15 protein-coding genes are annotated in these 17960 nt (G+C 72.6%); 6 read left to right on the top strand and 9 right to left on the bottom strand.

The window, feature by feature from the left end:
- Window positions 1-19: 19 nt before the first annotated feature.
- Window positions 20-778, bottom strand: a complete 759-nt coding sequence (locus tag AB5J87_RS01145) for a TetR/AcrR family transcriptional regulator C-terminal domain-containing protein (protein WP_369372856.1) — start codon at window positions 776-778, stop codon at window positions 20-22.
- Window positions 779-907: 129 nt separating this feature from the next.
- On the opposite strand from AB5J87_RS01145, the gene AB5J87_RS01140 reads away from it, so the two are divergent.
- Window positions 908-2503, top strand: a complete 1596-nt coding sequence (locus AB5J87_RS01140; protein ID WP_369383320.1) for a CocE/NonD family hydrolase — start codon at window positions 908-910, stop codon at window positions 2501-2503.
- Between the two features lie 14 nt (window positions 2504-2517).
- Here AB5J87_RS01140 and AB5J87_RS01135 read toward each other — a convergent pair whose 3' ends face one another.
- Entirely contained in the window at window positions 2518-3666 is a 1149-nt protein-coding gene (locus AB5J87_RS01135; RefSeq protein WP_369372854.1) for a citrate synthase, read from the bottom strand.
- 102 nt (window positions 3667-3768) lie between these two features.
- On the opposite strand from AB5J87_RS01135, the gene AB5J87_RS01130 reads away from it, so the two are divergent.
- The gene (locus tag AB5J87_RS01130; RefSeq protein ID WP_369372852.1) at window positions 3769-4992 is read left to right on the top strand and encodes a citrate/2-methylcitrate synthase; all 1224 of its coding nucleotides are present in this window, start codon (window positions 3769-3771) and stop codon (window positions 4990-4992) included.
- 40 nt (window positions 4993-5032) lie between these two features.
- Here AB5J87_RS01130 and AB5J87_RS01125 read toward each other — a convergent pair whose 3' ends face one another.
- Both AB5J87_RS01125 and AB5J87_RS01120 read right to left on the bottom strand, forming a co-directional pair.
- Window positions 5033-5605 carry a GNAT family N-acetyltransferase gene (locus tag AB5J87_RS01125; protein WP_369372850.1) on the bottom strand — a complete coding sequence of 191 codons (573 nt, stop codon included), beginning with the start codon at window positions 5603-5605 and terminating at the stop codon, window positions 5033-5035.
- Window positions 5606-5777: 172 nt separating this feature from the next.
- Window positions 5778-7298 carry an alpha/beta hydrolase gene (locus AB5J87_RS01120; RefSeq protein WP_369372848.1) on the bottom strand — a complete coding sequence of 507 codons (1521 nt, stop codon included), beginning with the start codon at window positions 7296-7298 and terminating at the stop codon, window positions 5778-5780.
- 482 nt (window positions 7299-7780) lie between these two features.
- Here AB5J87_RS01120 and AB5J87_RS01115 point away from each other — a divergent pair, with 482 nt between their 5' ends.
- Together AB5J87_RS01115 and AB5J87_RS01110 are read left to right on the top strand one after the other, a co-directional pair.
- Window positions 7781-8644: an SAM-dependent methyltransferase gene (locus tag AB5J87_RS01115; protein WP_369372846.1), complete on the top strand. Its 864-nt coding sequence runs from the start codon at window positions 7781-7783 to the stop codon at window positions 8642-8644.
- Between the two features lie 221 nt (window positions 8645-8865).
- Window positions 8866-9924, top strand: coding sequence for a hypothetical protein (locus tag AB5J87_RS01110; protein ID WP_369372844.1), 1059 nt, complete (start codon window positions 8866-8868; stop codon window positions 9922-9924).
- A 34-nt stretch (window positions 9925-9958) separates the two neighbouring features.
- Here the strand turns inward: AB5J87_RS01110 and AB5J87_RS01105 are convergent, their stop codons facing one another.
- Both AB5J87_RS01105 and AB5J87_RS01100 read right to left on the bottom strand, forming a co-directional pair.
- A complete protein-coding gene (locus AB5J87_RS01105; protein ID WP_369372842.1) occupies window positions 9959-10579 on the bottom strand; it encodes a hypothetical protein in 621 nt (206 codons plus the stop codon).
- A 142-nt stretch (window positions 10580-10721) separates the two neighbouring features.
- Entirely contained in the window at window positions 10722-11507 is a 786-nt protein-coding gene (locus AB5J87_RS01100) for a hypothetical protein (protein WP_369372840.1), read from the bottom strand.
- 49 nt (window positions 11508-11556) lie between these two features.
- Between AB5J87_RS01100 and AB5J87_RS01095 the strand changes: the two genes are divergently transcribed.
- Window positions 11557-11925 (top strand): hypothetical protein, encoded by a 369-nt coding sequence (locus tag AB5J87_RS01095; protein WP_369372838.1) that lies wholly within the window; start codon window positions 11557-11559, stop codon window positions 11923-11925.
- Window positions 11926-12040: 115 nt separating this feature from the next.
- Window positions 12041-12586, top strand: a complete 546-nt coding sequence (locus tag AB5J87_RS01090) for a GNAT family N-acetyltransferase (protein ID WP_369372836.1) — start codon at window positions 12041-12043, stop codon at window positions 12584-12586.
- Between the two features lie 174 nt (window positions 12587-12760).
- Here the strand turns inward: AB5J87_RS01090 and AB5J87_RS01085 are convergent, their stop codons facing one another.
- From AB5J87_RS01085 to AB5J87_RS01075, 3 genes are all read right to left on the bottom strand, one after another.
- Window positions 12761-14737, bottom strand: a complete 1977-nt coding sequence (locus tag AB5J87_RS01085; protein ID WP_369372834.1) for a phosphocholine-specific phospholipase C — start codon at window positions 14735-14737, stop codon at window positions 12761-12763.
- A gap of 20 nt (window positions 14738-14757) precedes the next feature.
- The gene (locus AB5J87_RS01080; protein WP_369372832.1) at window positions 14758-16176 is read right to left on the bottom strand and encodes a hypothetical protein; all 1419 of its coding nucleotides are present in this window, start codon (window positions 16174-16176) and stop codon (window positions 14758-14760) included.
- A gap of 432 nt (window positions 16177-16608) precedes the next feature.
- Window positions 16609-17928 (bottom strand): alpha/beta hydrolase, encoded by a 1320-nt coding sequence (locus AB5J87_RS01075; RefSeq protein WP_369372830.1) that lies wholly within the window; start codon window positions 17926-17928, stop codon window positions 16609-16611.
- Window positions 17929-17960 lie beyond the last annotated feature (32 nt).

Here is a 17960-nt window from a genome sequence, read left to right as displayed (position 1 = left end):
CGTTCGCCGGCGCGCGGGGTCAGTCGGTGTCGAGGCCGTCGACGAGTCGGCTGAGGAAGCGGGTGAACGTGGCCTCGGGGGTGAGGGGGCGGCCGGGCGCGGCGAGCGCTTCGGCGAGTTCGGGGTGGTGGCCGTCCGAGGCGACGGCCACGAGGTAGCGCGCCTCGGCCGCGGCCCTGTCCGGCGACTGCGAGGCGCTGGCCTGCGCGATTTCGTGGGTGACGTGTCCCGCCACGAAAGCGGTGAGCTGGGCGAAGACCTCGATCTTCGCCGCGCCGTCCAGGCCGGTGGGGCGCAGGGCGGCGAGCGCGTGCTCCAGGAAGGCCAGCGTGTTGGGCCCCGGCAGGCGCCGGGTGGTGAGGGCGGCGGGCAGCCAGCGGTGGCGCAGCATATGGGCGCGCTGCTGGTGGGCGATGGCTTTGAGGTCGGCCCGCCAGTCGCCGCTCGGCGGGGAGGTGACGGTCAGTTCGCCGCTGACGTGGTCGATCATCAGCTCCAGCAGCGTGTCCTTGTCGGGGGCGTAGCTGTAGAGCGACATGACGCCGGCGCCGACCTCGGCGGCGACGCGCCGCATGGTGACGGCTTCGATGCCTTCGGCGTCCGCGAGGGTGACGGCCGCCGCGGCGATCGCCTCCCGGGTGAAGGAGGGCTTGCGGCCCCTGCGGGGCTCACCGGAGCGCAGCCACAGCTGTTCGGGGTCGACGCCCGCGGCGCCGGGCTTGTCCCTGTCGGGCACGGTCTCGCACTCCCTCTTCCGGTCGGCTCTTGCCAAGGTCATCCAAGCATCCTCTATTCTCGTACACTGTACGTAAATGAAGGAGGGGCGATGACATCACGCACACAGGACGCCGCTGCCGGTCCTGCCCGGACGCTGCCCGCAGGGAAGCCGCCGCTGTCCGCACGGATGATGAGGGCGACCTGGCGCGGCCTGCCCGCCAAGCGGTACGAGGTCGGGTGGGAGCCGGGCCTGGCGGTCCCGGCCGCCGACGGCAGCCCCCTGCTCACCGACCACTACTTCCCGCGCGCCGCCGGAGACTTCCCCACACTCCTGGTCCGCTCGCCCTACGGCCGGGGTCTGCCGTGGTCGCCCCAGTACGGGCTGCTCTTCGCCGAACAGGGCTTCCACGTCGTCCTGCAGAGCTGCCGCGGCACCGCGGGCTCGGGCGGCACGTTCGACCTGTGGCGCAACGAGCCCGCCGACAGCCGGGCCACCGTGGCGTGGCTGCGCGAGCAGCCGTGGTTCGACGGAAACCTGGGGACCGTCGGGGCCAGCTATCTGGGCTATGTGCAGTGGGCCCTCGCCCTGGACCCGCCGCCCGAGCTCAAGGCCATGGTGATGCAGGTGGGACTGCACGACCCGCACGCCCTGTTCCACGCGAACGGCGCGCTGTCGCTGGAGAACGCCCTCGCCGTCGGCGCGGGCATGACCTACCAGCACCAGGGCGCGCTCCCGTTCCTGCGGGCGACGCTGCGCCTGCAGCGCCGTCTGCGCGCCATCACCACCGCACGGCCGTTGCGCGGCGCGCACGCGGCGGCCTTCGGGTCCGACGTTCCCTGGCTGGACGACGTGATGGCCTCCCCGGACGCCGACGCCCCCTACTGGACCGGGGCGTCACTGGCGCGGGCCGCCGAGCGCCTCCAGGTGCCCACGGCACTGATCACCGGATGGCACGACGTCCTGGCCGACCAGACGTTCCAGCAGTACGGCCGCCTGCGCCGGGCCGGATGCGACACGGCGCTGCTCGTCGGCCCCTGGACCCACACCTCCGCCCTGCGGAGGGGCTGGACCGAGGTGTTCACCGAAAGCCTCGCCTGGCTGCGCGCCCACCTGTGCGACGACCCCTCCGGTCTGCGCCCCACCGCGGTACGCGTGCACACCGGCGGCGACCACACCTGGCGCGACCTCGACGCGTGGCCGCCACCGTTCACCGCCGCCGCGTGGTACCCCACCCCCGACGGGCATCTCACGTCCCAGGCCCCCACCGACTCCGCGCCCCTGGCGGCCTTCCGCTACGACCCGGCCGACCCCACTCCCTCCGTCGGCGGCCGGCTGCTCTCCCGCACCGCCGGCGGGCGGGACAACAACCGCCTCGAAGCCCGGGACGACGTCCTGACGTTCACCAGCCCACCGCTCGCCCAGCCCCTGGACGTCCTGGGACCCGTCACCGCCCGTCTCACGCTCTCCACGGACACCGGCCACGCCGACGTCTTCACCCGGCTGTGCGAGGTGGACGCCCAGGGCCGCTCGGTCAACGTGTGCGACGGGATCGGGCAGGTCCACACCACGGGAGGGGCGACCTCACAGGTCACGGTGGCGATGAGCTCCGCCGCCCACCACTTCGCCGCCGGGCACCGCGTCCGCTGGCAGATCAGCGGCGGCGCCCACCCCCGCTACGCGAGAAGCCCCGGCACCGGACAGTCCCCGGCCGAGGCCACCGCGTACACCCCGGTGCGGATCACGCTCCACGCGGACTCGGCGCTGACGCTGCCGCACGGTCCGTAGGGGCGCGGCCACGGTCAGGGCGCGGGGACGGGCTGCGGCGGGGGCGGGCCCACGTACCGTGCCGCCGGGCGGATGATCTTCGAGTCCTCCGACTGCTCCAGGATGTTGGCGCTCCAGCCGACCACCCGCGCCGCGCAGAAGGTGGGCGTGAACATCTCGCGCGGCACCCCGCACAGCTCCATGACCACACCCGCGTAGAACTCCACGTTGGTGTGGAGCTCGCGGCCGGGCTTCAGCTCGGCGAGGATCGCCTCGACCTGCTTCTCCACCTCGACGGCGAACGCGACCAGCGGGCCGCCGATGCCCTCGGCGATGGCGCGCAGCATCCGCGAGCGCGGGTCCTCGGTGCGGTAGACGGGGTGGCCGAAGCCCATGATCCGCTCGCCCGCCAGGACGCGTTCGCGCACCCACGCGTCGATCCGGTCCGGTGAGCCGATGGCGTCGAGGGTGTCCAGGGCGCGGCTGGGAGCGCCGCCGTGCAGCGGCCCGGAGAGCGCTCCGACCGCCGCGACCAGCGAGGCCGCCATGTCGGCGCCGGTGGAGGCGACGACGCGCGCGGTGAAGGTGGAGGCGTTGAAGCCGTGGTCGACGGTGGAGATGAGGTACCGCTCGATCGCCCTGACCCGGTCGGGCTCCGGCAGCGAACCCGTCATCATGTAAAGGTAGTTGGCGGCGTACGACAGGTCGTCGCGCGGCTCGACGGGGTCGAGGCCCTGGCTGAGCCGGTACAGCGCGGTGAGCAGGGTCGGGACGGCCGCGCAGGCGGCGAGCGCGTCCGCGCGGCGCTGGTCGGCGCCGAGGTCGTAGACCGGGCGGAAGCCCTGGGCGGCGCCGAGCAGGGAGAGCGCGGTGCGCAGTCCGGCGAGCGGGCCGGAGGCCGCTCCCGCCGCGGCGATGCCGGGCAGCGCCTCGCTCACCTCGCGGGGCAGATGGCGCAGCGCCGCGGTGCGGGCGGTGAAGTCCGCGCGGGCGGCGGCGCCGGGCAGCTCGCCGTGGAACATCAGGTGCCACACGTCCTCGAAGCCGCGGGTCTGCGCGAGCTCGACGGCCGAGTACTGGCGGTAGTGGTAGAAGCCCTCGCGCCCGCGGACGTCTCCGAGTGCGGTGTCCGTGACGACGACGCCCGCGAGCCCGCGGGGTACTGCCGTGGTGGTGGTCGGCATGGTCTCTTCCTCCCTCAATGTTGACTCGACTGTCTATGATTGACGAGAAACCTGTCAATATTGATTCAATCAACATTGATCGATCTTGGATACGGTGACCCCATGACGGATCAGTCGCGACTCACCACCCGCGAGGCGGCCGAGCGGCTCGGCGTGAAGCCCGAGACGGTCTACGCCTATGTCAGCCGCGGCCAGCTGAGCAGCGAGCGGGCACCCGGCGGACGGGGATCGACCTTCGACGCCAAGGAGGTCGACGCGCTGGCCCGGCGCAGCGCCCGCCGCGAACCCGCCGTACGTCCCGGCGAACTCGCCTTCCGTACGCGACTGACCTTCATCGACAACGACCGCTACTACTTCCGCGGGGTCGACGCGGTCCAACTCGCCGGGGCCCACGGCTTCGAAGAGGTCGCGGAATGGCTGTGGACCGGCACCCTGCCGCGCGGCGCCCGGTTCACCGCGCCCCAGCAGTTCCTCGACGCGGCACGGCTCGCGGTCAACGCGCTCCCCGCCCACAGCGGCACCATGGACCGGCTGCGGGTCGCCGCGGTCGCCGTCTCGGCCGCCGACCCGCTCCGCTTCGACCTGGAGCCCGCCGCCGTGCTCGGCTGCGCCCGGATGCTGATCCCGACCCTGGTCGGGGCGCTGCCCTGGGCGGGCAGACGACATCGCGGCGCCGAGCGGCTCGCCTGGCAGCTGTGGCACCGCCTCACGCCGCACCTCCCCGACGAGGCGTCAATCAACCTACTGGACACGGCGCTTGCCCTGTTGATCGACCATGATCTGGCCGCGTCCACCCTCGCGGCCCGCGTCGCGGCCTCGGCGCGCGCCCATCCGTACGCAGTCGTCTCGGCGGGGCTCGGCGCGGTCGACGGACCCCTGCACGGCGCGGCCAGCGGGCTCGCCCACCAGATGCTCGCCGAGGTCCTGGAACGCGGCAGCGCGGCCCCCGTGGTCGCCGCGCATCTGCGCTCCGGCCGCCGGGTACCCGGCCTGGGCCACCGCCTCTACCAGGGCGAGGACCCGCGGGCCCGCGCCCTGTTCGACCTGCTCGCGCACCTCCCGCAGGCCGAGGAAGCACTCGCCGCCGCCCGGGACGTGGTCACCACGACGGCCCGGCACACCGAGCTGCACGCCAACGTCGATCTCGCGCTCGCCGTGTTCAGCGTGGCGTGCGGAATGCCCGCCGAGGCGGGCGAGACGGTGTTCGCGGTGGCCCGCACCGCGGGCTGGATCGCCCACGCCCTGGAGGAGTACGAGGAGCAGCCCCTGCGGATGCGCCCCAGCGCCCACTACACGGGTCCCCGCCCGCCACAGCCGCTGCCGTGAGGGGCGGGGAGCCGGCGCGCGCCGGGCTCGATGCCGCGCTTCAGTGGACACAGGCCGCTGTGGTCGACGGCCTCATCTCCCGCCGCAGCAGCCCGAACACCCATGTGTCGGACACCTCGCCGTTCACCACGCACTCTTCCCGCAAGGTCCCCTCGCGCACGAATCCGATCTTCTCCAGCACCCGGCCGGACGCCGTGTTGCGCGTATCGACCTCCGCCTGCACCCGGTTGAGGTCCAGCGTGTCGAATCCCCACGCCAGCACCGCGTGGACGGCTTCCGTCGCATAGCCGTGGCCCCACATCGTGTCGTTGAGGATGTAGCCCAACGACGCGCTGCGGTAGTCCGGGTTCCACCCGGTCAGACTGCACCAGCCCACGAACGCCCCGTCGGAAGCACGGTCGATGGCCACCCGCGCCCCCGTGCCGTCCTCCGCCAGCTTCGCGCACATCGTGAGGAATCGCTCGCTGCGAGCCCGTTCCCGCCACGGTGCGGAGTCCCAGTACCGCATCGCGTGGCTGCTGCTGTGCAGCGCGAAGAGGGAGTCCGCGTCGGCGTCGGTGAAGGGCCGCAGTCGCAGGCGAGCGGTGTGCAGGACGGGAGTGGGCAGAGTCATGCGCTCCATGCTGCGCCCTGACCGGGCGTTCGGAACACCGAATATCCGCGAGCGGGCACGACGGAGGGGCGGCCCGGCGAGTGGGCCGCCCCTCTTTGCGGCATGGCGGCGGACCGGGGTGGGTTCCTGCGGTCAACGCCCAATGCGTCGCGGCCAGATGGGGGCCGAGGTCTCAGCTCGCGCAGTACGCGTCCCGCGCCGGACGCTCACCGGTGGCGAGGAACGTGGTGACCGCACGGTCGCCGCACGCGTTCCCGTTGTCCAGGTACATTCCGTGGCCGCCGCGGTTGACGGTGACCAGCCGGGCCCGGTCGCCGAGTGCGGCACGCATCTTCAGCGCGCCGAAGTACGGCGTCGAAGGGTCCCGGAGCCCCTGGATCATCAAGATGTTGGAGGGGCCCCGGCCGGTGATCCGCACCGGCTTCTCGGCGGGCCGGTCCTTGAAGAAGGCGCAGGGCACGATGCTGACGGGGCCGCCCGCCGTGAGCGGGTGCGCCACCCGGTCCGCCGCGACGGCCCGCCGGTACCCGTCGACGGACTTGGGCCAGGCCACGTCGTTGCAGATGACCGCGACGGTGGCGGCGGCGTCCTCGTCGCTCATCGGCGCGGCGAGCGGCGGAGGCAGGACGGGGGTCGCCCGCGGGTCCCGCGCTTGCTGGACGAGCCGCGCCAGCATCGGGAACGAGGCGTCCGAGTAGAGGGCCATCTGCAGTGCCTGGCGCAGCTGGTTGCCGGTGAGCGGGACACGGTCGGTGGTCGTCTTCTTCGGCTTCGCGTCCAGCTCCGCCGCCAGCGCGAGGACCAGCGGTCGCACGTCGGAGGCGCGCCGGGCCAGCCGCAGCCCCTCGGCCTGCCGGGCCGGGTCCGAGGCCCAGGCGGCGAAGTCCGGGAAACGGATGTCGGCCGCCGGTGCCATGTTGGCCAGCCAGCCGCGCTCGACGCGGCTGGGGTCGGGGTCGCCGCTGCTGTCGAGCACCCAGCGGTCGGTGTGCTGCGGGAACAGCTGCGCGTACACCGCGGCGACGTAGGTCCCGTACGAGACGCTGTACGCGGAGAGTCTGCGCTCGCCGAGCGCCTGGCGGAAGCGGTCGATGTCACGGGCCTCGTTGGCGCTGGTGAAGCTGCGCAGCACCGGGCCGCCGTTGCGCTCGCACGCCTCGGCGACGCGCCGGGACGTGGTGGTGTTCTCGCTGATGTCACCGCCGGGGCCGGGCCACGAGCGGAGGTTGACCATCATGCGGTCGTCCCGGGACAGCCCGCAGCTCGCCGTGGTGCTGGCACCCACGCCGCGCGGGTCGAGGCTGATCAGGTCATACGTGCCGCCCAACTGCTGGTGCAGCACCGGCCCCGCCGCCCCCAGCTGCTGGATCCCGGAGCCGCCCGGACCGCCGGGAATCACCACGAGCGTGCCGCGCCGCCGGTCCGGGTGGTCGCTGCGCAGCCGGGAAACGCCGACCGTGATGCTCGGGCCGTTCGGCCGGGCGTAGTCCAGCGGTACGGGAAGGGAGGCGCACTCCTGCCCCTCGGCGGCCCCCTCGGTGGTGCAGGGCTTCCAGTCGAGAGTGGGCACAGCCGCCGCCCCGGCGGGCCGTGCTCCGGCCGACGGGAGAGCACTGGCCGTGGCGGTCAACGCCGTGGACGCGGCGGCGAGGGAGAGGGCGAGGGCGATGCCTCGGGTGCGGTATGTCGTCATGGGACAAGGCTGGTTGAGCGGGCGGGTTGAGCCCATCCGGCTGACCTGTCCAAACCGGGTGGGGATATCCCCCGGTTCGGCCCGCGGCGGGGGCACGGAGCGGAATGCTCCGGTCGGACCGGGCCAAGAAACGCGCTGAGGTCCGGAAAGGGGCAATTGGCTGTACGTCATACGTATGCGTTCACGTCGTGGCGCGGTGGTGGCAGGCGGACAGTGTGGGGTGATGTGGTCGTGTCGCGCGTTTTGGGCGGGCCGGTTCGACGTCCGACGTGACAGAAAGTCCGCGATTACCGGGGGAGTTCGCGATCACGTGGGCGTCAACCCCTGATAATCGCGTCGGCCTGTGAGTTCCTCGCTCCTTGCGGAGGTTGCGACTGATGAGCGCGCCCGGGGCACTTGTGCGCCGGGAATTCGTCGCGGCCCCGGGACGGAAGTAGGAATTCCACCCACTGTCCCCATCCCCCTCACTCAGGAGAATTTCGATGATCGACGATCTGAAGATCCCCGAAGGCGTCGGACAGACCGCGCTGGTCGTTGCCTGGATGCGGCAGATGGAGAGCCAGAGACCCGACGCCCTGTTCCAAGACCCTTTTGCCGACGTGGTGTTGAGAGTCATCGCCGAAGACCGGTCCTTCACCGAAGTGTCGCAAATGGTCACCCGGGCGAGCAGCAGTACGCGTGAATACCCCGCGTACTTCGCGGTACGCACCCGGTTCTTCGACGACGAGCTGCGAAGCGCGATGGGTTCCGGCATCCGCCAAGTCGTCACGCTGGCCGCCGGAGTGGACGGACGGACCGTCCGGTTGGACTGCCCGCCGGGAACACGGTGGTACGAGCTCGACCTGCCGGACATGACGGCCTTCAAGGACGCGCTGATCGCCCACTCGGGGCTGGCGCCCGCCTGCGAACGCCGTGGAGTCGCCGGGGACCTGACCGCCGACTGGTCCCGCGCACTGCGCGAGGCGGGCTTCGACCCCGCCCGGCCGACTGCCTGGCTGGTGGAGGGACTGCTGATGTACCTCTCCGACGAAGTGGGCGATGCCCTGCTCGCCGAGCTCTCCGCACTGTCCGCGCCGGGCAGCCGGATCATGCTGGAACAACTGGAGACGGCGATGCTGGGGGAGGAGGGCAGACCCTCGCGGGACCGGCTCGCCTCGCAGGGCGCCCGCTGGCTGTCCGCCCGGGACGACCTGCGGCCGTGGCTGGCAGGCCACGGCTGGGCCGCCGAGGTCTACAGCGGCGCCGACCCCCGTATCGGGCATGGACGCACGGTCTCGCGCCTGCCCGCCTGTTGGGTCGCGACCGGGACGCTGACAGGGCGCGCCGATGTCACCCCGGCCGCCTGACGGAACCTCCGCCGCAGCGGTCGCCCCGCCGCTCCGGCGCGCGGGGCGACCGCATCGGGGCCGCTGCGAGAGCTGCGGCCGGCCTGCACGGGAGGAGCGGGCCGGAGCCCGCTACCGTCACATTTGCCCCTGGTCCTGCCCTTGCGCCCCTCGACGGGCAGCGGATTTCCAGGTGGATTGGCTGCAGGCAGACGTCAACGGCCTCAGTACCAGGAGCAGGCATGCCCGAGCGTGAACGCAAACCCGACAGCACACCCCATACGCACCACACCGTGCTGCGCGACGCCTCATCCTCGCGTGCGCCGGAAACGGCCCTGGCCATGACCGCCCACGACCTGTCCCACTCCGTTACCCGTCCGTCCGCGCCCGGGATGCACGCACTCCAGAACACCATCGGCAATGGCGCACTGGCGAAGGCCCTCGCCGGCCGCCGTTCCGCGTCCCCCTCCGGTGCGCTCTCCCCGTCGACCGTCCAGCGCGCCGGGGCCGACACCGCGGAGGCCGGCCCGTCGGACGCCGTCAGCTACCGGCTCCAGATCCAGGTCAAGAAGCAGCGCAAGATGACCGAAGCCGAGTACTGGGACGGCAACGACATCGGCCACGCCTGGGTCGTGCTCTACACCAAGGCCGGCGGCTCCACCTCGTACAAGTCCTACGGCTTCTTCCCGTCCAGCCCCCTGGACGGGCGCCGTGAGGCGCTGAGCACCGTGCCCGGCGTGGTGAAGAGGAACTGGGACCTGCCCGACGGGGCCACCTCCGCGTTCGAGACGGAGCTGACACAGGAGCAGGTCCTCAAGTTCAAGGAGTACGTGGATCAGCACGAGAAGGAGAAGTACAGCCTCCTCCGCTACAACTGCGTCTCCTTCGCCCGCGGCGCCTTCAAGGCCGCGACCGGCAAGAGCGCCCCCGGCCTCGAACTCCCGCTGCTGGAGAACCCCAACCTCCTCCAGGACTTCATCAAGCGGAGCAACGAGAAGAAGGGCAAGCCAAGGGCGGGCGAGCGGGTCGAGGACGCCTACGCGGGCGACCCGAGCCCCACCAGGTCCGAACGTGAACGCATGGCGCAGGAGGCCGCCAACGCATCGAACTCGGACTCCGGCGGGGAGTGGGTCAGGGGCGACGAATCGCCGGGCCTGACCGCCAACGATCCCTCCCGTCCGCCCGAGCAGCACACCCCCGGGCGGATGATGCTCGAATCCGACAGCGACTCCGACGAATCCCGAGGCCGACCCACCGGCCTGCCCACACAGCCCGCGGCGAGGCGCTTCTCCATGGACTGACCGGCTGTCCTGGCTGAGCCGGGGCGGGCCTCGGTCACACCCTGGGGAGATGAGGGTCCGCGCCCGCCGCGGCCTCGGCGGCCCGGTCGGCCAGGCTCGGCCACGGACGCGGAGCGAGGACCGGGACGCCGGCCGCCCGGGCCTGCCCGGCGAGCCATCGGCCGTACAGGACACTGCCGCGTGCGCGCAGGCGCTGTGGCCCGGCCTCCGGCTCGCGGCGCAGGTAGTTGTCCGTCACCTGTGCCTCGTCGTCCTCGTGGACGAAGACCGCACGGACCAGACCGTCGGGCGTCACCGGCAAGGGCAGGAGGTAGTCGCCCTCCAGGATCACCGGGGTGGCGGTGGACACGTGGTTGGCGACGACGGCCCCCACCGCGGGCGCCAGCGCGCGGGCGATGGCGATCTGGCGCTCGACGACCCACTCGGGTGCCTGGTCGGCGGCGTGGGGGTGGGTCTGCCAGTAGTGGACGTCCGGCAGGTGTTCGGGCCGGGTCACGGCGAGGAGGGCTTCCACGATGTCGTCGACCTCCACGACGGGGACGCCGTAGCGCCGCGCCAGCTCCCGGCTGACACCGGTCTTCCCCATCCCCGAGGCGCCCCCGACGAGGAGGACCCGCCAGTCGGGAAGAGCCTGTACGCCATCTGTCGCGTTCACGTGAGCAGCGTAATGGGGCGGGGTCCGAGGACGGCGCCGGGTGGGTGCCCGAGCTTGGGCACCCACCCTTCGAACCTTCCGTACGCCGGTCTGATCCGTCACATGCCCCGGCAGCGCGGGCAGTGACGCCGCTGCGGCGCGATCAGTCGAAGTGGCGGACGAAGACGTCCGACTTGCCGTTGGTGTCCCCGGGTACGAGGTCGTCGGCCGTGGAGGAGAAGACGACGTCGTGCCCACCGGTGCTGACCGCGTCGGTTCCGGCCGAGGCCGGCTGGTCCGAGACGGTCTCGTCGGCGCCCGTCACCAGATCGCGGAGCACGAGCGACGGTCCGCCGGTGTCGTTCGGTGCGTACAGCAGATAGCGGCCGGTGGGGTCGATGGCCACACCTTGTACGTTCGGCACCAGCTGGTCGGTGCCCGAGGGCTCGTCGTGAACGTAGGTGTCGGAGCCCGAGAGGTAGACGACCTTGCTGCCGTCCTTGCTGAGCTGGACGAGCGTCGCCGCCTTGGCCGGGCCCTCGATCGGGCCGGTGGAAGTGTTGTCGGTCCTGTCCCACACGAAGACGTCCGCCGCCTGGCCGTCCTGGTAGGCGACGAAGCGGCCGTCGCCGCTCACGGACGGCCGGGCCGCGGCGGTGTGGGCGAAGTCGGCGACGGTCTTGCTGGTGTTGGCCTGCCAGTCCTGTACTTCGATCCGCTGCCGGGACGGCGGTCGGTTGAAGGTGCCGGCCTGGGCGATGTAGCGGCCGTCCGTGCTCAGCGACGGCTGGCTGCAGCTGAGGCCCGGGCAGTTGATGCCGATCGTCCTACCCGAGCTCACCTGGGACAGGAAGACCTTGGTGTCCCGGAACAACAGCCCGTACATGGCGACGTACTGGCCGTCCCCGCTGATCACCGGGCGCTGGATGGGCGTGGTGTTGGTGCTCATCAGTGTGGTCTGAGTCGTCGGCCGGTCGCGGACGAGCACCCTTTCCCCCGTGGCCGGAGTGGCGGGTGCGAGGTTCTTCGCCAGCGACGAGAAAGCGACGCGTCGGCCGTCGTTCGTGATCGTGGCACCGGCGGAGTCGCCGTCGCCCTGGGTGCCGTCGCTGGCGACGCTGACCCGCTCGACCGACCCCGAGGCGGCGCTCGCGACGCCCGCCATGGTCATGGGCCCGGCCGAAGCGGCTCCCGGCAGCGTCGTCGTGACCGCACAGGCCACCAGCGCGGCAGGTAAGACGGTCCATGCGCGTCTGATGGCGCGCCGATTCGTGGTTCCCCTCATTCTTCCCCCTAAGACGGACACGGCCCTTCTGCCCGGCTCCCCACCGGGCGGCCACAAGCATGCAATCGCGACGGCACTGTGAGGTCAATGTGCCGGATGACTATTGAGAGGCAGGGTTCCGGTCAGATAAATGGCCCGACTTCGTCCCTGGCGAAAACCGGTGGACAACCCTCCGGAGCGGGGTGACTATCGGCGCGATGGAAAACGAACCACTCTCCGCTGCCAAGCATGTCCGCTTCGTGGAGCTCAGCGCCAAGGCACTGCGGGCGCTCGCCGACGGTGACCTGGCTGGTGGCAGCGCCGAAGCCGGGGTCGCCCTCGACGCGCACTTCGTCGGCGAGCGAGCCCGCTGGATCTTCGGCTACCGCGCCGACCAGGTAGCCAAGGACCCCTCCGCCGCCCGCTGGATCACGCGGGCAGTGGTGTCGGTGCCGGACGGGACGGTCGTGGGCGACGCGGGCTTCCACGGACCGCCGGACGAGAACGGCATGATCGAGGTCGGCTACAGCGTCGTCCCCCGGTACCGCCGCCGAGGGTATGCCCGCGCGATGCTGAAGGAGCTGCTCGTCAGGGCGGCGGGTGAGCCCGGTGTCCGGACGGTGCGCGCCAGAATCGCATCCGACAACGCCGCCTCCCTGGCCTGCATCAACGGCTTCGGCTTCACGCGGGTGGGCGAGCAGGGGAACGAGCGCGACGGACTGACGATCATCTTCGAGGTCCCGGCAGACGCCGTTGTGTCGTGAGGGGGCGGGAGGGACGGGCAGTGTGCTGAGGCCCGACCCGGTGACGTACTTCTCGGGGGCCGCCCCCGTCGTCCGGCTCGGCGTCGGCCGCCGAGCAGGCGTCGGGCACGCCGGACCAACCACAGTCACTGCGACTGTGGAGGTCTGCCCGGCGTGCCCCGTCCGCGCCGGTGCTCAGCCCGCGTGGACCGTGCCCGCGTACCGCTGGACGAACCTGGTTCCCGCGTCCGACGACACCGTCAGGTCGTAACGGCCGTCCTTCACGCGGCAGTTGAGCGAGCCGTGTCCGTGCGGACCCACCCACACGGTCCGCGCGCCGCGTACGTCGTCGTCGGCCGTGACCGTGAACGCGGTCGCCGTGTCACCGGCGTTGGTGAACCGCAGCTCCACCGTGGCCCGCTCGGGGCGTGAGCCGCGCAGCACCGCCGTCGCCGACGGCACCGCCGCACCCGCCTCGCGGCCGGTGCGGACGACCGTGCCCGAGAAGCGGCGCAGGAACCCGTCGGCGCCGTGCACGACGAAGTCGTACCGCCCGTCGGTCTCCGAGGTCTCCCACACGTACGTCGCGCTCGCCCCGGGCGCCACCGTGAACGGGGTGCCGGTGAAGGGCTTCAGGACGTTCGGCAGCACGAGGAAGTGGAACGTCTCGCGGCCGTGGTTGGCGAGCGTGCAGGTCACGCGGCCCGAAGTGCGGTCCACCCGTACGTCCGCCCAGGGGCGGTAGGGCAGCGGGCGCCGGGGACGGCTGCCCGGTTCCTGCACGGCCATGGACTGGGCGCCGGAGGCGGGCAGCTTCACCGCGGGCAGTGCGTTGCCCGCGTCCGCTTTCGCCATCAGGGCCGTGGTGTCCGGCAGCACCGGTATCGAGTAGTCCGGGTTCTTGAAGTCGAAGCAGCTGGTCAGATCGCCGCAGACGTCCCGGCGCCACTGCGAGATGTTGGGCTCGCGCACCCCGGTGACCACCTCCAGGAAGCGCAGCACCGAGGTGTGGTCGAAGACCTGGGAGTTGACCCAGCCACCCCGCGACCAGGGCGATATGGCCCACAGCGGGACCCGGTTGCCGAGCCCGATGGGGCGGCCCCCGGCGAACTCCTCGGGAGTGCCGGGCTCCGGGAACGGCGGCGGCACATGGTCGAAGTAGCCGTCGTTCTCGTCGTACATCAGCAGGAAGACCGTGTGCTCCCACACCTCGGGGTTGGCGAAGAGCGACTGGAGGGCGGTGTCGACCCAGTGCGCGCCGTAGTCGGGGCTCGCGGCCGGGTGCTCGCAGAACAGGTACGGGGCGACCAGCCACGACACGGTCGGCAGGGTGCCGTCCTTGCAGTGCTGGTCGAACGCGGTGAGATCGAACTTCGTCATCGCGTTGACGTACCGGGGGTCGTCCTTGGGGAAGGCGTGGAACTGCTTGAAGTACGACAGCGCGTTGTCGTCGTAGTCGCCGGTCCGGTCGTCCTTGCTGGGGTTGTGGTAGACCCGCCAGCTCACCCCGGCCTTCTCCAGGCGCTCGGCGTACGTCGTCCAGTCCGCGACCGGGTTGTCGGTGACGGGGGTGTTGTCCGTCCAGGGGCCGGTGGTGCCGTCCTTGCCGGGGCCGCAGGTGCCCGACCACAGATAGAGCCGGTTGGGGTCGGTGGGCCCGGCCTGCGAGCAGAAGTAGCCGTCGCAGAGGGTGAAGGCGTCGGCGAGGGCGTACTGGTAGGGGATGTCCTCGCGGGTGAAGTAGCCCATGGTGCGCTCGCCCTTGGCGGCGACCCACTTGTTCATCGCGCCGCCGTTGATGGCGGTGTGGCCGGTGCCCCAGTCGTGCGGCAGCCCGCCCGCGTTCTGCGCGTTGTACTTGGTGGTGTCCATCCGGAACGGCAGCACGAACCCGTCGGCGCGCCCCGGGCTCGGCTGGCGGAAGACGGAGTCGCCGCCGGGAAGGGTCAGCGCCTGGCGGTCGTCGAAGCCGCGTACGCCGGAGAGGGTACCGAAGTAGTGGTCGAAGCTGCGGTTCTCCTGCATCAGGATCACCACGTGCTTCACGTCCTTGACGCTGCCCCGGCCGCGCGCGGCGGTCGCGGCGGTGGCGGTCTCGGGCAGCCCGACGGCAGCGGCGGCGGCGGTCGCGGCGGACGCGCCCACGAAGGCGCGGCGGCTCAGCGGAGTCATCTCAGGTGTCCTTCGGGAGCTCAGTGGAGGGTGAAGGTGACGGCGGGGGCGGCGTGGTCGGACGGCCAGCCGTTGGCGGCCGTGTCCGGCACCGGCCGGGGCCAGCCGGTACGCAGGGTGTACGCGGACTCGACGCGCAGCGGCCCGGCGTACTGGACCTGGTCGATCCGGTCCTGCGGCTCGTCCGGGCGCACCGGCGACCAGGTGGCGGCGGCCTCGCGCGCCTGGCGGGGGTTCGCCTCGTGGTGCGCGTCGCGCAGTCCGGCGGCGGCCAGGGCCACCGTGACCGGCCAGCGCGGGCGGGCGGCCCGGTCCAGGTGGGAGGGGGAGGCGAGCCCGGCCGCCAGCACCACGGGGGTGCGCCGGTTGGCCAGGTCCTGCTTCATCGCCGCCAGCAGCGCGGTGGTCTGGCGGTAGCGGACGCTCTTCGCCTCGGCCGTCTCCACCTCGGCCGGGGAGCGCCCGTCGCGCAGGGCGTACGGGCCGTACCCGGCTTCGTCGAGCTGCGCGGCCCACACGCGCACCTTGCGGCCACCGGGCAGCCGCAGGGTCGCGGCGAGTGCGGCCGTGTCCGCGACGGGGGCGGCGGTGTCCTCCAGCGGGAAGCGGCTGAGCAGCGCGGTCCCGGCCGGGGCGGCCCAGGCGTGCCACCCCAGGGCGCGCGCGAGCGCCTCGACCGGGAAGCCCGCGGCCTCCTGGAGGGCGACCGCGTCGAGCCGCGCGCCGAGGACGAGCCGCAGCACCTTCTCCTGGACGCCGTCGATGTGCGCGCCCGCGTCCCACAGATTGAGCGACGCCACCGCCAGCCGCGGCCCGGCTCCGGCGCGGCGGACCGGGACCCGCACGGTGACCGTGTCGGAGCCGCCCGCGCTGTCCTTCACCGCGACCGTGACGCGGCCCGGGTGCGTGCCCGGGTGGGCGGGCGCGGTGCCGGTGACCGTGCCGTCGGAGCCGACGTTCAGCCAGGAGTCGCCGGACACCCGGCGAAAGGACGGAGTGCCCGAGGGGTTCCCGGCCGGGCGGATCCACAGCGGGGCCAGCGCCACCGAAATCCGCTCGCCGGGCGCGTACTCGCCGGTGGCGAAGGCGTCGGTGACGGCGTACGGGCGCACCACCGGCGGGCGGGCGGCCACGGTGAACGGCGCGGTCTTGGCCAGGATCCCGTAGCCGTCCTTGGCCAGCAGGTACGCGGTGTAGACGCCTTCGCCCAGGGCGGCGCCGTCGAGAGTGAGGTCGCCGGTGGCGGTGGTGACGTAGGACCAGACCAGCGAGGAGCCGGTGCCGGGGCGGCGGTCGCCGTCGTAGATCCCGATCCAGTTCTTGGGGTCGGGCGCGTCGGTGCTCCAGCGGAAGGAGAGCCGCTCGCCCTCACGGGGAGCGGTGGGCGCGGTGAGGGTCAGGGTGGCGGCGGGGGCCGCGGCCGTTCTGAGCGGGGACACGGGGGTCTGGTCCTCTCGGGTGGCGCCGCGGCGCACCCCGCACGGAACGCACGGCGGCGCACGGGTTGGGGGTCCGGGCGCCGCCGTGCGTACCGGGGCGGGGTGCGCGGTCGAGGCGGTCTGGCTGAGTTGGCTGGACAACTTGGCCCAGTCAGCCAGGGTTTCCCCCACGCGACGTGAACGGGAGATGACCGGCCGCCGGAGATCGGGGAACGCGTCGGCGGGCCGGGTTCCGGTACGGGGCCGCGCCCCGGACCCGGGGCGGGTGCTGCGATCCCTTGGGCCGGGTGGCCATCCGCACGCGTGGGTGCTTGGGGCGGATGGTGCGTCAGGTGTGCGGGGCGGTATGGGCTCTGCCTCACTGCCTACCAGCGCGCGCCGCCGACACCGCCTGACGAGTTGAGGCCCGCTCCGGTTTCGCAGCCGCTCCTGTCACGCCTCCAAGTGGGCCAAGACCGAGCGCAGTGCCTGCCGGATCGCCTCGCGTGACTCCTCGCCCGGGTCGCGGGTCTCGAATCCGTGGTGGCCGTGGGGGACTTCGACCACCTCGACGTGGGCCCCGCACTCCTCGGCGGCGGTGAGGAACTCCTGGACAGTCGCCGCGATCTGGGCCATCTCCCGGCCCGGCCGGGTCAGCACGATGGGCAGGTCGCCCGCCCCGCGTACCGCCTCCACCGGGCGGAACCGCCTCCGGCCGAGTCCCCAGTTCGCCGGCGGTGCCAGGACCGGATAGGTGTAGGCCAGGCAGCGCAGCCACGCCGGGGGAGCGTCCAGCCACGACGCGGAGAGCAGGCCGCCGCCCGAGAAGAACCACAGGGCGATGCGGTCCGGGTCGACCCGGGGGTGGCTTCGCAGTGCTTCCACCGCCGCCGCGATGTCCTGGGCCGCGAGCGGGAAGTCGGCGAAGTCGTGCAACCGGTGGTCGAGGACCGCGCCCACCACCCCCTGACCGGCCGCGAGCCGGGCGTACCCGCCGAACAGCGGCCAGTCGCGTGGCGTCGGCTCGGCACCGGCGGGGACCGGGCCGCCGTGGACGAACAGCACCGCGGGCAACGTCTCGCCCCCGGTCGACTCCGGAACGTACACGTCGAGGTTGCCCGTCCGCTCGCGCGGTACGTCCGGCACCTCCAGCGGGAACGCCCTCAGATGTGGGACCAGTTCGGGGTCGGAGGGCGTCAGGCGGTGGCCCTCGCCCGCCGCCGCGGCCAGCAACGTGTCCGCCAGTTCCGCGGGGCAGGAGAGCATCGGCCAGTGCCCGGTGGGCAGTTCGAAGAAGGAAACCCTCGGGTCGACGAGGGACCGGAGGGCGGGATGGCCGATGTCCACGAGACTCTGGACCAGCTCGATGCCCGTTCCGTTGCCGCTGCACAGCACGGCGCTGGTCGGCACGCCCGCCACCGCGCCCGTCAGCCGCAGTGGCTGGAGCAGGGTGCCCAGCGGCTGCGGCGCGGCGAGCCGGGTCAGCTCCTCCAGGGCCCGGTCGGGGACACCGGCGGTGCTGCCCCACCGCTGCCACTCGGCGGCGCAGGCCGGGGCGGGCAGCAACCCGGTGGCCGCTCGGCCGCCTTGCGCGGCGAGCCCGGTCAGCTCCTCCCGCAGCGCTTGGTCGGGCACGGCGGCCAGCGCCGCCAGCCCGTCCATCGGCATGCCCGCGTCGACGTACACGATCCTCCGGACCCGGTCGGCCCGCCGGTCCGCGGCGCCGAGCACGGGGTGGATCCCGTAGTCGTGGCCGACGAGCCCCGGAATCACGGAACCGCTTCCCGGGCCCGGGGGGGAAGCGG

The organism is Streptomyces sp. cg36 (genome assembly GCF_041080675.1).
Lineage (GTDB): Bacteria > Actinomycetota > Actinomycetes > Streptomycetales > Streptomycetaceae > Streptomyces.
This window is presented reverse-complemented; position numbering and strand designations above follow the sequence as displayed.

Coding starts and splice junctions, on each gene's coding strand:
- AB5J87_RS01145 (WP_369372856.1), bottom strand. CDS start 778: ATGACCTTGGCAAGAGCCGACCGGAAGAGGGAGTGCGAGACCGTGCCC.
- AB5J87_RS01140 (WP_369383320.1), top strand. CDS start 908: ATGAGGGCGACCTGGCGCGGCCTGCCCGCCAAGCGGTACGAGGTCGGG.
- AB5J87_RS01135 (WP_369372854.1), bottom strand. CDS start 3,666: ATGCCGACCACCACCACGGCAGTACCCCGCGGGCTCGCGGGCGTCGTC.
- AB5J87_RS01130 (WP_369372852.1), top strand. CDS start 3,769: ATGACGGATCAGTCGCGACTCACCACCCGCGAGGCGGCCGAGCGGCTC.
- AB5J87_RS01125 (WP_369372850.1), bottom strand. CDS start 5,605: ATGACTCTGCCCACTCCCGTCCTGCACACCGCTCGCCTGCGACTGCGG.
- AB5J87_RS01120 (WP_369372848.1), bottom strand. CDS start 7,298: ATGACGACATACCGCACCCGAGGCATCGCCCTCGCCCTCTCCCTCGCC.
- AB5J87_RS01115 (WP_369372846.1), top strand. CDS start 7,781: ATGATCGACGATCTGAAGATCCCCGAAGGCGTCGGACAGACCGCGCTG.
- AB5J87_RS01110 (WP_369372844.1), top strand. CDS start 8,866: ATGCCCGAGCGTGAACGCAAACCCGACAGCACACCCCATACGCACCAC.
- AB5J87_RS01100 (WP_369372840.1), bottom strand. CDS start 11,507: ATGAGCACCAACACCACGCCCATCCAGCGCCCGGTGATCAGCGGGGAC.
- AB5J87_RS01090 (WP_369372836.1), top strand. CDS start 12,041: ATGGAAAACGAACCACTCTCCGCTGCCAAGCATGTCCGCTTCGTGGAG.
- AB5J87_RS01085 (WP_369372834.1), bottom strand. CDS start 14,737: ATGACTCCGCTGAGCCGCCGCGCCTTCGTGGGCGCGTCCGCCGCGACC.